Origin of the sequence: Spirilliplanes yamanashiensis, from assembly GCF_016863475.1 — a bacterium.
GTDB classification, from domain to species: Bacteria; Actinomycetota; Actinomycetes; order Mycobacteriales; family Micromonosporaceae; genus Spirilliplanes; species Spirilliplanes yamanashiensis.
The window spans coordinates 82,592-96,240 of record NZ_BOOY01000016.1; the positions used below are offsets into that span (position 1 = coordinate 82,592).

At 75.4% G+C, this 13,649-nt stretch carries 10 protein-coding genes; 4 read left to right on the top strand and 6 right to left on the bottom strand.

All coding sequences use genetic code 11. The annotated features are described in order from the left end of the window. On the bottom strand, window positions 1-1,002 hold the full coding sequence (locus Sya03_RS11250) for a LacI family DNA-binding transcriptional regulator (RefSeq protein WP_203938179.1): 1,002 nt from the start codon (window positions 1,000-1,002) through the stop codon (window positions 1-3). 104 nt (window positions 1,003-1,106) lie between these two features. On the opposite strand from Sya03_RS11250, the gene Sya03_RS11255 reads away from it, so the two are divergent. Beyond that, a complete protein-coding gene (locus Sya03_RS11255; RefSeq protein WP_203938180.1) occupies window positions 1,107-3,476 on the top strand; it encodes a beta-glucosidase family protein in 2,370 nt (789 codons plus the stop codon). Window positions 3,477-3,538: 62 nt separating this feature from the next. Next, window positions 3,539-4,363 carry a phytanoyl-CoA dioxygenase family protein gene (locus Sya03_RS11260; RefSeq protein ID WP_203938181.1) on the top strand — a complete coding sequence of 275 codons (825 nt, stop codon included), beginning with the start codon at window positions 3,539-3,541 and terminating at the stop codon, window positions 4,361-4,363. Window positions 4,364-4,372: 9 nt separating this feature from the next. Here the strand turns inward: Sya03_RS11260 and Sya03_RS11265 are convergent, their stop codons facing one another. Next, window positions 4,373-4,780 (bottom strand): VOC family protein, encoded by a 408-nt coding sequence (locus tag Sya03_RS11265; RefSeq protein ID WP_203938182.1) that lies wholly within the window; start codon window positions 4,778-4,780, stop codon window positions 4,373-4,375. 83 nt (window positions 4,781-4,863) lie between these two features. On the opposite strand from Sya03_RS11265, the gene Sya03_RS11270 reads away from it, so the two are divergent. Further along, complete coding sequence (locus tag Sya03_RS11270; RefSeq protein ID WP_203938183.1) at window positions 4,864-6,732, top strand: ABC transporter ATP-binding protein; 1,869 nt, start codon at window positions 4,864-4,866, stop codon at window positions 6,730-6,732. Here the strand turns inward: Sya03_RS11270 and Sya03_RS11275 are convergent. Further along, window positions 6,687-8,072 (bottom strand): SMI1/KNR4 family protein, encoded by a 1,386-nt coding sequence (locus Sya03_RS11275; RefSeq protein ID WP_203938184.1) that lies wholly within the window; start codon window positions 8,070-8,072, stop codon window positions 6,687-6,689. The two genes, Sya03_RS11270 and Sya03_RS11275, sit on opposite strands and share 46 nt — an antisense overlap. Window positions 8,073-8,112: 40 nt before the next feature. Then, on the bottom strand, window positions 8,113-8,787 hold the full coding sequence (locus Sya03_RS11280) for an MBL fold metallo-hydrolase (RefSeq protein WP_203938185.1): 675 nt from the start codon (window positions 8,785-8,787) through the stop codon (window positions 8,113-8,115). A 78-nt stretch (window positions 8,788-8,865) separates the two neighbouring features. Here Sya03_RS11280 and recQ point away from each other — a divergent pair, with 78 nt between their 5' ends. After that, complete coding sequence (gene recQ / locus Sya03_RS11285; protein WP_203938186.1) at window positions 8,866-10,710, top strand: DNA helicase RecQ; 1,845 nt, start codon at window positions 8,866-8,868, stop codon at window positions 10,708-10,710. Between the two features lie 47 nt (window positions 10,711-10,757). Here the strand turns inward: recQ and Sya03_RS11290 are convergent, their stop codons facing one another. Together Sya03_RS11290 and Sya03_RS11295 are read right to left on the bottom strand one after the other, a co-directional pair. Further along, window positions 10,758-13,058, bottom strand: coding sequence for an MMPL family transporter (locus tag Sya03_RS11290; protein ID WP_203938187.1), 2,301 nt, complete (start codon window positions 13,056-13,058; stop codon window positions 10,758-10,760). Window positions 13,059-13,067: 9 nt separating this feature from the next. Then, window positions 13,068-13,619, bottom strand: a complete 552-nt coding sequence (locus tag Sya03_RS11295) for a TetR/AcrR family transcriptional regulator (protein WP_203938188.1) — start codon at window positions 13,617-13,619, stop codon at window positions 13,068-13,070. Window positions 13,620-13,649 lie beyond the last annotated feature (30 nt).

Below are 13,649 nucleotides of genomic sequence, written 5' to 3' on the forward strand. Positions count from 1 at the left end.
TCACGCGGAGCCGCGCCGGGTGACGGTGACGATGTCCGAGCCCGGCGGGCGCGGCTGCGGCTCCCCCGCGACGACGGCGACCACCGTGGCCGCCAGGTGCGCCGCGACCGCGTTCTGGTCGGTGGTGACGGTGGTGAGCGGCGGGTCGGCCAGCCGCGCGACCGGGATGTCGTCGACGCCGATCACCGCCAGGTCCGCCGGGGCGGCCAGGCCGTGCTCGCGCAGCCCGGCCAGCAGGGCGAGGGCCACCTCGTCGTTGTACGCGCACACCCCGCCGATCCGGTTGTCGCGCCAGCGCCGCACCGCCGCCGCGGCGTCGGGGGCGTCCAGCGGCACCACCTGCACGAGCGGGGCGTCGAGGCCCAGCTCGGCGCACGCGGTGCGCACGCCCTCCAGCCGCGGCTCGGCGAAGTGGCGCAGCCGCGCGTCGTCCGGGTAGGCGTACCCCAGGCGGGTGTGGCCGGTGGCCGCGAGGTGCTCGGCCTGCATGCGCCCGACGCGCTGCTGGCTGACCTCCAGCTCGCGGCGCTGCCGGCGGGAGCTGCCGAGCAGGGCGACCACGCTGGCGACGCCCGCGCCGCGCATGGCGGCGACGTCCGAGTCGGACAGCTCCTCGAAGGCGAGCACGGCGGCCGGGGTGATGGCCTTCCAGATCTCGGCCACCGGCCGGTCGCCGGGGATGACCGGGTGGATGACGAAGGTGAGGCCGCGGGCGGCGAGCGCGGTGGACAGGTTGGTCAGCAGCGCGCCCACCTCGGGGCCGACGGGCCAGTCCGGCAGCAGGCACAGCACCACGTCGGAGCGGCCGCTGCGCAGCGCGCGGGCGGCGGCCGACGGCGAGTAGCCGAGCTGCGCGGCGGCGGTCAGCACCCGCTGCCGGGTCTCCTCGGGGATGGACTGGTGCGGGGTGTTGTTGAGGACGTAGCTGACGGTCGCGCGCGAGAGTCCGGCTTGCCGGGCTACGTCCGCACTCGTCACCCGGCGACCCGGGGTCGCGGCCATGAGATGTCCGTCCCTTCGCTGCGTGCTCTTGCGATCACGGAATCACCATGCCTACCTTACTGACACGCGCAAGTTACACGTGTCAGTCCCGGGAGGTTCACCGCATGACCGACTACTCCGTGCTCCTGAAGGCCCTCGACCTGCCGGAGAAGGTGGCGCTGCTGACCGGCGCCACGGCGTTCACCCTCGCGCCGCAGGAGAAGATCGGGCTCGGCGAACTGCGGCTGTCCGACGGGCCGACCGGGGTGCGGGGCCTGAAGTTCAGCGGCGGCGAGGTCGTCGCGCTGCTGCCCAACGCCACGCTGCTGGCCGCCGCCTGGAGCACGGAGACCGCGTACGAGGTCGGCCGCCTGCTCGCCGACGAGGCGCTGCGCCAGCGCATCCACGTCGTGCTCGGCCCCACGGTGAACCTGCACCGCTCGCCGCTGGGCGGCCGGCTGTTCGAGGCCTACTCGGAGGACCCGCTGCTCACCGGCGTGCTCGCCGCCGCCTACGTGCGCGGGCTGCAGGAGCAGGGCGTCGGCGCCAGCCTCAAGCACCTGGTCGCCAACGAGAGCGAGACCGACCGCAACACCGTGAACAGCGTCGTCGACGAGGCGACCCTGCGCGAGCTGTACCTGCTGCCGTTCGAGATCGCCGTCGCCGACAGCAACGCCTGGACGCTGATGGCGGCGTACAACGACGTCAACGGCGTGCCGGCCACCGAGCAGCACCACGTCAACAACGAGATCGTCAAGGGCGAGTGGGGCTACGACGGCCTCATCATGAGCGACTGGTTCGCCACCAAGTCCGCGGCGCCCGCGGCCAACGGCGGCCTCGACCTCGTCATGCCCGTCAGCGACCCGTGGGGCGACAACCTGGTCGCGGCCGTGCGCGCCGGCGAGGTCGACGAGTCCGTCGTGGACGACCACCTGCGCCGGCTGCTGGTGCTGGCCGACCGGGTCGGCGCGCTGGGCGAACACCGCTCCTACCCGGACGCCCTGCCCGCCCCCGAGCAGCGGCGCGAGCAGCTCACCCGGCTCGCCGCCGCCGGCATGACCGTGCTGACCAACGACGGCGTGCTGCCACTGGACCGCACCCGCACCGTGGCGCTGATCGGCCGGCACGCCGTCGAGACGATCGACATGGGCGGCGGCTCGGCGCAGGTCAACCCGCCGTACCAGATCAGCGTCGCCGAGGGGCTGTCCGCACTGGTCGGCGGCGTCACCGTGACCGACGGCGTCGAGGTGCGCAACCGGCCCGCGACGGCCCGCGACTTCCTCGCCGACGGCGTGCGGATCACCCTGTACGACGCCGACGGCGCGGTCATCGAGGAGCGGCACAGCGCCACCGGCACCACCATGGTCGGCTTCGACGACGAGTTCGACGCCACCGTGGCCCGCATCCGGCTGTCCGCCACCGTCCTGACCGGCGGCCAGGTCGAGCTGGGCGGCACCGGCCCCGGCGACTGGGTCGTGCGGGCCGGCGACGACACGCTCACCTACGCCCTGCGGGTGGAGTCCGGCGGGTTCGCCGCGGAGATGCTCGCGCCGCCGTCGCGCACCGACGTGCTGCTCGCCGCGGCCGGCGAGACCGTCGAGGCCGAGGTGACGCTGCTGCCGAAGACACCGGAGGCGCCGCTGTCCGGGGTGGGCATGTTCGGCCTGATCGCCCGCCCGGCGCCGCGCGACGCCGCCGACGTCATCGCCGAGGCCGCCCGCGCCGCCGCGGCCGCCGACGTGGCCGTCGTGGTCGTGGGCCTGACCGAGGAGCAGGAGACCGAGGCCGTCGACAAGGCGACGCTGCGGCTGCCCGGCGCCCAGGACGACCTGGTGTCCGCCGTCGCGGCGGCGGCCCGCCGCACCGTCGTGGTGGTCAACGCCGCCACCCCCGTGCTGATGCCGTGGCGCGACGAGGTGGACGCGATCCTCTGGGCCGGGCTGCCCGGCCAGGAGGGCGGCCACGCGGTCGCCGCCGCCCTGCTCGGCGACATCGAGCCCGCCGGCCGGCTGGTCACCACGTTCCCCGCCGCCGACGGCGCCTCCCCCGCCTGGTCGGTGACGCCCGTCGACGGCGACCTGCGCTACACCGAGGGCACGTTCATCGGCTACCGCGGCCACGCCGCCGGCCGCGCCCCGGCGCCCGCGTTCTGGCTGGGCCACGGCCTCGGCTACGGCGCCTGGACGTACGCGGACGCCGGCGTGTCCGGCCGCACCGCCACCGTCACGATCACCAACACCGGCGACCGCGCCAGCCGCGAGGTCGTGCAGGTGTACCTGCGCCCGGCCGAGGCGGACCAGCCGGTGCGCCTCGTCGGCTGGGCGGCGGCCACCGTGGAGCCCGGCGCGTCGGCCACCGTCACCGTCGAGCCGGACCCCCGGCTGTGGCGCCGCTGGGACACCGCGGCGAACCGCTGGGCCGAACTGGCCGCCGGCGGCGAGCTGCTGATCGCCCGCGGCCTCGGCGACGTCCGGGCCACCCTGCCGCTGTCCTGACCCGTCGCGGCCGGGCGCGACCCGCCCGGCCGCGTTACGGTCGGTATAGAGGAGGATCACTCATGACGACCACCGAGACGCAGTACGACTTCGCCGCCGCCCGCGAGGCCCTCTACACCGACGGCATCACGGCCTGCCGGGGCGCGTTCAGCACCGACTGGGCCGACCGCATGCGCGAGGACATCATGGAGCTGTTCGCCGAGGCCCTGGCCCGGCCGAACGGCGCGGTCGGCCGCGGACCCAAGCGCTACTACGTGGAGATCCACCCCGAGCGCCTGCGCGGCTTCCTCGACATCGCCACCCACCCGTGGGTCACCGGCGTGTGCGAGGCCGTCCTCGGGCCCGGCTACAAGCTCGTCGAGGTCGGCTTCGACGTGCCCGGGCCGGGCGCGAAGAACCAGCCGTGGCACCGCGACTTCCCGTCCACGCCGGAGACCTACGAGCAGCGCCGGCTGACGTCGCTGGCGTTCAACCTGACCGCCGTCGACACCGTCCCCGAGATGGGGCCGTTCGAGATCGCGCCCGGCACCCAGTTCGAGCCCGGCACCGACTTCAACCACGGCATGTTCCCGCCCAAGACCGAGTACCCGCGGCTGCAGGAGCGCGCCCAGCAGAAGATGCCCAGGCGCGGGGACATCTCCGCCCGCTCGGCGCTGACCCTGCACCGCGGCACCGCCAACGTCTCGGACCAGCAGCGGCCGGTGCTCGTCGTCGGGTTCGTCGCGCCCGGCGCCGACGACTCGCGCAACGACCTGGTGTGCAGCCGCGCCTACTGGGACAGCCTGCCGGAGGACGTGCGGCGCCACCTCGGCGCGCGGGTCGTCGACGAGCTGACCCCGCTGGAGCAGAAGCACACCATCGAGGGCCTGGTGATGGGCGAGCCGTAGGCCGGCCGGTCAGCCCTGGGCGATGTTGACCATCCAGTCGACGCCGAACCGGTCCTTGCAGGCGCCGTAGACGTCGCCCCACATCTGCTTCTCCAGCGGCATCGTCACGGTGCCGCTTGCGGACAGGGCGTCCCACCAGCCGCGCAGCTTGTCCTCCTCGTCGCCGCTCAGGCTGACGGTGATGGCGGTGCCGGGCTCGTACGGCATGCCGGGCGGGGTGTCGGCCACCATCAGGGTGAAGCCGTCGGGCGTCGTCAGCTGGCCGTGCATCAGCTTGCCGGCGACGCCCTCCTCGGTCACGCCGTACTCGCCGAAGGTGCTCGCGCGCAGCTCCCCGCCGAACACTGAGTGGTAGAACTCCAGCGCCGCCCGGCCGTCGCCGTCGAAGCTGATGTACGGGTTCAGTGTCACGCTCATCGCGACCTCCTCGCGAAGGGAATCCTCAACCGCAGGCTAAACCCCTTGACCTGCACCGGAGTTCAGCTTTTACGGTCGCTTCCATGAGCATGGAGGTAGCGGCCTGGGACTCGCTGTACCGCACGATGCACGCGCAGGAGGGACGGGCGCTGTCGCGGGTGACGCTGCGGCGCGTCGCCGGGTTCGCCCGGCCGTACCGGGGGCTGCTGGCCGTCTTCCTGACCGCCAGCGTGCTGACCGCGGCGCTGACCGTCGCCGCGCCGGTGCTGGCCGGGCGGGTCGTCGACGCGATCGTCGGCGGGGGCGGCGACACCGGCCTGGTGCTGCGCCTGGCCGGGCTGATCGCCCTCATCGCGCTCGCCGAGGCCGCGCTGGGGCTGCTCACCCGGTGGCAGTCGGCGCGCATCGGCGAGGGGCTGATCCTCGACCTGCGCACCGCCGTGTTCGACCACGTGCAGCGGATGCCCGTCGCGTTCTTCACCCGCACCCGCACCGGCGCGCTGGTCAGCCGCCTCAACAACGACGTCATCGGGGCGCAGCGCGCGTTCAGCGACACCCTCAGCGGCGTCGTCGGCAACCTCGTCACGCTGCTGCTCACGCTCGCCGTGATGCTCACCTTCTCCTGGCAGATCACGCTCCTGGCGCTGGTGCTGCTGCCGATCTTCGTGCTGCCCGCGCGGCGGATGGGCAGCCGGCTCGCCCGGCTGGAACGCGAGGCCGCCGACCACAACGCGGCCATGAGCACCCGGATGACCGAGCGGTTCTCCGCCCCCGGCGCCACCCTGGTCAAGCTGTACGGCCGCCCCGACGAGGAGTCCGCCGAGTTCGCCGCCCGCGCCCGCCGGGTGCGCGACATCGGCGTGCGCACCGCCATGCTGCAGTGGGTCTTCATCACCGCCCTCACCGTGGTCGGTTCCCTCGCCCTGGCCCTGGTGTACGGCCTCGGCGGCGTGTACGCCATCCGCGGGCAGCTCGACCCCGGCACCGTCGTGGCGCTGGCGCTGCTGCTGTCGCGGCTGTACGCCCCGCTGACCTCGCTCGCCGGGGCGCGGCTGGAGGTGATGAGCGCGCTGGTCAGCTTCGAGCGGGTGTTCGAGATCCTCGACCTGAAGCCCCTCATCACCGACCGGCCGGGCGCCCGCGAGCTGCCCCCCGGCCCGGTCGGGGTGGAGTTCGCCGGGGTGCGGTTCGCCTACCCGGCCGCCGACCGGGTGTCGCTGGCGTCCCTGGAGGACGTGGTCAAGCTGGACGACCGCGGCGGCGAGGAGGTCCTGCACGACGTGTCGTTCCGCGCCGAGCCGGGCCAGATGGTGGCGCTGGTCGGCTCGTCGGGCGCCGGCAAGTCGACCATCGCCTCGCTGGTGCCGCGGCTGTACGACGTGGACACCGGCGCGGTCCGGCTGGCCGGCGTCGACGTGCGCGACCTGACCGCCGCGTCCGTGCGCTCCGCGCTCGGCGTGGTCACCCAGGACGGCCACCTGTTCCACGACAGCGTCCGCGCCAACCTGGTCTTCGCCCGGCCCGGCGCCACCGACGCCGAGCTGTGGGACGCGCTGCGCCGCGCCCGCCTCGACGACCTCGTCGCCGCCCTGCCCGACGGGCTGGAGACCGTCATCGGCGAGCGCGGCTACCGGCTGTCCGGCGGCGAGCGCCAGCGCCTCACCATCGCCCGGCTGCTGCTGGCCCGCCCCCGCGTCGTCATCCTGGACGAGGCCACCGCCCACCTGGACGCCACCAGCGAGGCGGCCGTGCAGGCCGCCCTCGGCGAGGCGCTGACCGGCCGCACCAGCGTCGTCATCGCCCACCGGCTGTCCACCATCCGCGCCGCCGACCAGATCCTCGTGGTGGAGGACGGCCGCATCGTCGAGCGCGGCACCCACACCGACCTGCTGTCACGCGGCGGCCGCTACGCGGAGCTGCACCGCACCCAGTTCGAACCGGCGGCCACCTGAGCTCGGGCGCGCTCCCAGCGCAGGTCGCCGCGGTCGACGACGAGGGTGTACCCGGCGACCGGCGCGCCGGTCTCCAGCGCCGCCGCCACCTGCTCCAGCAGCTCCGCCACCGAGCCGGGCCAGCCGACCGGGTCCAGGCCGCGCTCGCCGGTGAACTCGGCGACCCGGCCGGTGCCGCCCGGCCGCCGGTCCACGACCAGGCCGTCGCCGCCGATCGTCCACGCGAACGGCACCAGGCCGACGGGGCTGAGCCGGGCGTACCACTCGTCGTGGCCGGCGGCCACCTCCCAGTTCCCCGCCGCCTCGTCGCCGATGTCGGCCACCGACATCAGCTCGTAGCCGGGCGGCATGACGTGTCCGACGCCGCCGTCGTGGCGGCGCAGCGACGCCACCAGGTCGCCGGGGAACACCGTGGCGACCCGCCGCTGCACGGCGGCGATCGCCGCGGGGTCGGCGGGCCGCCCCAGGTCGGACGTGCCCGGGGCGACCGCCGCGAGCCGGCGCTCGATGCGCCGCCACGCCGCGGTCACCCGGGCGGTCTGCGCCGCTGTGGGCACGGCCGGGGTCAGCGCGGGGTCGGGCACCGGGCACACGTCGTCGCCAACGGAGAACACGGGATCGGGCTCCGGCGTCCACTCCGGCGGGCCCGGGCGCTCCGCTGCCGGGTCCGGCTCGACGTGGTTGACCGACGGCCCGTCCGGCCGCAGCGCGGCCGCGGTCCACAGCCCGGTCGCGACCACGACGAGCACGGCGAGCGCCGCCGCCGCGAGCCGCCGCACCGGCAGCCGGGGGCGGCGCGCCCGCCACGCCCGGAGCCGCTGGTCGCGCGGTGGCCGGGCGGCCGGGCGGCCCGTGCCCGCGTGCAGGTGCGGCGGCAGCCAGGCGCGGGCCTCGGCCCGCGTGGGCGCGCCCCGCACCGCCGCGGCGGCGCCGGCGGCCAGCACCTCGACCGGCAGGCCGCGCCCGCGCGCCGCGTCGGCGGCGAGGGTCGCGTCGTCGCCGGGGCCGGCCACCGGGATCACCGGCGCGGCCAGGGCCGCGGCGAGGTCGGCGAGGGTCCAGCCGCCGGGGCCGAGCGGGTCGAGCAGCCCCACCGGCGCGCCGGCGAGCACCAGGTCGTGGGTCTCGCCGAGGCCGCGCACCCGCTCGACCGCGTCCGCGAGCCGCTGCGGGGCGCCGGTCAGCACGTCGACCCCGGGCGGCGGCGGGCCCTCGCCGGTCAGCCGCAGCACCGCCACGGGCACCGCCGACGCGGCGGCCAGCGCCGCCACGGCGGCCGCCCACCCCGGGTCCGGCCCCGCGGCGGCGACCACCCACGCTCCCCCGCCGGGCCAGGTCACGACTGTCACCGTACGGGCCCCGCGGGCGTCGCGTGGCCGGTCAGGCGCGGGCGGCGTACTCCCGGAAGCGGTCGACCGCCCGGCCGCGCACGGCCGGGCCGTGGCCGAACACCGCGGTGTCGAAGTCGAGCTCCGCCAGCCGGGCGACGCTGCGGCGGGCCGCCGCGTGGTCGGCGGTGACCATCGCGGGGGTCGAGCCGAGCCGGCGGCGGCCGCCCGCGGCGGCGTCGCCCGCGAACAGGACGCCGCCGGACCGGTCGAGCAGGTACGACACGTGCCCGGCCGTGTGGCCGGGGGTGTGGATCGCGGTGATGCCGTCGACCCGGGTGGGCCCGTCGGCGGTCAGCACGTCGTCCACCGGGGCGGGTTCGGCCGCGCCGATGATCCGGCCGACCAGCTTGACCACCGGGTGGGTCGGCGTCACGCGTTCCGCGCCGGTCACGACGGGCACGTCGGCCGCGTGGGCGACGACCGCCGCACCGGAGCGCCGGCGCAGGTCGGCCAGGCCGCCGGTGTGGTCCGGGTGGTGGTGGGTGAGCAGGATGGTGTGCACGTCGCCGACCTGCCGGCGCAGCCCGTGCAGCGCCCGCTCGATGCGGTGGCCGCGGCCCGGCAGGCCGGTGTCGACGAGCACCACGCCGTCGTCGACCACGATCAGGTGGGCGTGGGCGTACCCGATCCGGACCTCGACCACACCGTCGGCCACCTCGCGCATGGCGCCGATCATCGCACCCCGCCACCCGTCCTGTGGACAACTCGGGGGCGCCTCACCGGGGGCTCGTAGGATCGCCGGATGACATCGGCAACCGGGCTCGGCGCGGACCGCGCGATCGAGGTCCTCAACCGGGTGTGGGGTTACCCGGCCTTCCGCGGCGCCCAGGGCGACATCATCTCCCACGTCGTCGCGGGCGGCGACGCGCTCGTGCTCATGCCCACCGGCGGCGGCAAGTCGCTGTGCTACCAGATCCCGGCGCTGGTGCGCGACGGCGTCGGCGTGGTCGTCTCCCCGCTCATCGCGCTCATGCAGGACCAGGTCGACGCGCTGCGCACCCTCGGCGTGCGGGCCGGCTTCCTCAACTCGACGCAGGAGCCGCACGAGCGGCGCGCCGTCGAGCAGGCGGTGCTGGCCGGCGAGCTCGACCTGCTCTACGTCGCGCCCGAGGGCCTCGGCGCGGGCGCCGTGCCGCGGCTGCTCGACCAGGCCCGCATCGCCCTGTTCGCCATCGACGAGGCGCACTGCGTGTCGCAGTGGGGCCACGACTTCCGGCCCGACTACCTGGGCCTGTCCATGTTGCACGAGCGCTGGCCGGACGTGCCGCGCATCGCGCTCACCGCCACCGCCACCGACGCCACCCGCCGCGAGATCGCCACCCGGCTCGACCTGACGGACGCCCGGCACTTCACCGCCAGCTTCGACCGGCCCAACATCCGCTACCGCATCGTGGCGAAGAACGAGCCGCGCCGGCAGCTGCTCGACCTGCTGCGCGCCGAGCACCCGGGCGACGCCGGCATCGTCTACTGCCTGTCACGGGCCTCGGTGGAGAAGACGGCCGAGTTCCTGTCCGCCAACGGCGTCGTGGCGCTGCCCTACCACGCGGGCCTCGACGCGCGCACCCGCGCGGCCAACCAGGCCCGGTTCCTGCGCGAGGACGGTCTCGTCATGGTCGCCACCATCGCGTTCGGCATGGGCATCGACAAGCCCGACGTGCGGTTCGTCGCCCACCTCGACCTGCCCAAGTCCGTCGAGGGCTACTACCAGGAGACGGGCCGCGCGGGCCGCGACGGGCTGCCGTCCACGGCCTGGCTGGCGTACGGGCTGCAGGACGTGGTGCAGCAGCGCAAGATGATCGAGACGTCCGACGGCGACCAGGCCCACCGGCGCAACCTGTCGCAGCACCTCGACGCGATGCTGGCGCTGTGCGAGACGGTCGAGTGCCGGCGGGGGCGGCTGCTGGCGTACTTCGGCCAGGAGTCCCCGGCGCAGTGCGGCAACTGCGACACGTGCCTGGAGCCGCCGGAGGCCTGGGACGGCACGGTGGCGGCGCAGAAGCTGCTGTCCACGGTGCTGCGGCTGCAGCGCGAGCGCGGGCAGAAGTTCGGCGCCGGGCAGTCCATCGACATCCTGCTCGGCCGCGAGACCGACAAGGTGCGCCAGTTCCGCCACCACGAGCTGTCCACCTGGGGCATCGGCACCGAGCTGCGCGAGGCGGAGTGGCGCGGCGTCGTGCGCCAGCTGCTGGCGCAGGGCCTGCTGTCGGTGGAGGGCGAGTACGGCACGCTGGTGCTCACCGACCGCAGCGGCGAGGTGCTGCGCAAGGAGCTGACGGTGATGATGCGCCGCGAGCCGGAGCGGCAGCGCGCCCGCGCGCCCCGGGCCCGCGGCGGCGGCGCGGCCCCGCAGGCCGACCTGCCGGCCGAGGCGGTGCCGGTGTTCGAGCGGCTGCGGTCGTGGCGGGCCGGGGTGGCGAAGGAGTCGGGCGTGCCGGCGTACGTGGTGTTCCACGACGCGACGCTGCGCCAGATCGCGGCGCGGCGCCCGGGCAGCCTGAGCGAGCTGGGCACGATCAGCGGGGTGGGCGAGAACAAGCTGGCGAAGTTCGGCGAGGGCGTGCTGGCGGCCCTGGCGGACCCGGAGTAGGCGGGCGGGGGGTGCGCCACCGGCGCACCCCCCGTTCACCACCGCCGTCAGACGGTCGCGGGCACGCGCTCCGGCTCGGCGGCGCCGGCCAGCTCCTTGCGCAGCTTCTCGCCCTCGATGTCGACGTTGGGCAGCACCCGGTCCAGCCACCGCGGCAGCCACCACGCGCCCCGGCCGAGCAGCGACATCACCGCGGGCACGATCGTCATGCGCACGATGAACGCGTCGATCGCCACGCCGATGGCCAGCGCGAAGCCCATCGACTTGATGACCGGGTCGTCGAGCAGGATGAACCCGGCGAACACCGACGTCATGATGAGCGCGGCGGCGGTGACGACGCGGGCGCCGTGGCCCATGCCGTTGATGGTGGCCTGCCGGGCGGTGTCGCCGTGCACGAAGTCCTCGCGCATCCGCGACACCAGGAACACCTCGTAGTCCATGGCGAGGCCGAACAGGATGCCGATGAGCAGGATCGGCAGGAAGCTGACCAGCGGTCCGGGGGTGTCGACGCCGAGCCAGCTCGCCAGGTGGCCCTCCTGGAACACCAGCACGGTGATGCCGAAGGTGGCGGCGACGGTGAGCAGGAAGCCGGCGGCGGCCTTGACGGGCACCAGGATCGACCGGAACACGAGCATCAGCAGCAGCACGGACAGCCCGACGACGAGCCCGAGGTACAGCGGCATGGCGTCGGACAGCTTCTCGGACACGTCGATGCCCACGGCGGTCTGGCCGGTGAGGGACACGTCGGCGTCCTCGACGCCCGCGACCGTGGCGCGGATGTCGCGCACCAGGTCCTCGGTGGCCTCGTCGGTGGGGCCGGTGGCCGGGATGACGGCGAGCAGCGCGGTGCGCTGGTCGGCGCTGAACGACGGCGGGGTGAGGGCGAGCAGGTTCTTCGTGCCGGTCAGCGACCCGGTGACGGACTGGACGGTGGCGGCGGTCGTCGCGGGCGAGTCGCTGGACACGACCATGGCGAGGCGGCCGGTGAAGCCGGGCCCGAAGCCCTCGGTGATGAGGTCGGCGGCCTCGCGCAGCGACGTGCCGGGGGCGGCGGAGGACGCGTCGGGCAGGGCGACGCGCATGTCGGAGGCGGGGATGGCGAGCGCGCCGAGGCCGACGACGCCGAGCAGGATGACCGGGATGCGGGCCTTGATGACGCCGCGGGCCCAGCGGAAGCCGAAGGTCTCCCGGCCGCCGGCGGTGGTGCCGGTGGCGGCGGCGCCGGGCGCCGCGTGGGCGGCGGTGTGGGCGGACGGCGCGGCGGGCTCGCCCGAGGCGGCGTGCTCGGCGGCGTGCCCGGCGGCGTGCCCGGCGGCGTGCTCGGCGGCGTGCCCGGCGGCGGCGCGGCGCTGGGAGCGGGACATGATCCGGGTGCCGGCGAAGCCGAGCAGGGCGGGCAGCAGGGTCAGCGCGACGAGCACGGCGACGGCGACGGTGCCGGCGGCGGCGAGGCCCATGACGGTGAGGAACGGGATGTCGACGACGGCCAGGCCGGCCAGGGCGATGACGACCGTGATGCCGGCGAACACGACGGCGGAGCCGGCGGTGCCGACCGAGCGGCCGGCGGCCTCGTCGGGCTCGTGCTCGGCGAGCAGCTGCCGGTAGCGGGAGGTGATGAACAGCGCGTAGTCGATGCCGACGGCGAGGCCGAGCATGAGGGCGAGGACCGGCGCGGTGCTGGTCAGCTCGATGGTGCTGCTGAGGGCGTACAGGCCGGCCATGCCGGCGCCGACGCCGAGCAGGGCGGTCAGCATGGTCATGCCGGCGGCGACGAGGGAGCCGAAGGTGACGACGAGCACGACGAGGGCGACGGCGACGCCGATGGCCTCGGTGGCGCCGACCTCGGGCTCGCCGCCCAGGACCTCGCCGCCGTGCTCGACGCGCAGGCCGGCGGCCTCGGCGGCGGCGCCGCTGTTCTCGTAGGCGGTGCGCTGGGCGTCGGTGACCTCGTCGGTGGTCTTCTCGAACTGCACCTGGATCAGCGCGTACCGGCCGTCGGGCGACAGGGCCCTGGCGGCGAACGGGTCGACGGCGCCGACGACGCCGGGCAGCCGGCCGGCCTCGGCGACGAGGGCGTCGACGGCGGCCTTGTCGGCGGTGAGCTGCTTGCCGGCCGGCGCGGCGACGACGATGGTGCCGGTGGCGCCGCTGGCCTCGGGGAACTCGCGGGCGAGGGCGTCCAGCGCCCGCTGCGACTCGGTGCCGGGCATGGTGAAGTTGCTGGCGGTCGGGCCCATGAACGCCGCGGCCGAGCCGCCGAGCGCGGCCAGCACGACGAGCCAGACGGCGAGCACGAGCTTGCGGCGCCGGAACGAGCCGCGGCCCAGCCGGTACAGGAGGGTTGCCATGTCGGATCCTTAGTCGGTCGGTCGGTCGGACGCGAGGAGCAGGGCGCGCCTGGCGACGCGGGTCAGCGCGTCCCGCAGGCCGGGGTGGGGGTCGGCGGCGTGTTCGAGGCCGACCTGGCACAGGCCGCTGAGCACGACCTGCGCGGCGATCTGGTCGGCGGGGTCGGCGGAGCCGCCGGCGAAGGCGCTGCAGAGCCGGTCGACGATCGGCTTGAACTCCGCCAGGGCGGGCATGTCGACGAGGTGCGGGTCGGCGTAGAGGAGGCCGACCTCGCTGCGGTACTCCAGGACGAGGTCGACGAAGCCGTCGACGGCGGCGGCGCGGGCGTCGTCGCCGGTCAGCCCGGTGAGGCGGGCGTCGAGGTCGAACGCGGCGGCGGCGGCGGGGCGCAGCAGTTCGCGCAGGATCGCGTCCTTGCCGGCGAAGTGGTAGAGCAGGGTGGCCTTGGAGCAGCCGACCGCGGCGGCGATGTCGCTGAGCGGGGTGCCGCGGAAGCCGTCGCGGGCGAACAGGCGCGCGGAGACGGTCAAGATGTCGTCGCGGGTGCGGTTGCGGGCCATCCGGCATCACCTCCGTCCCCCACCATGCCT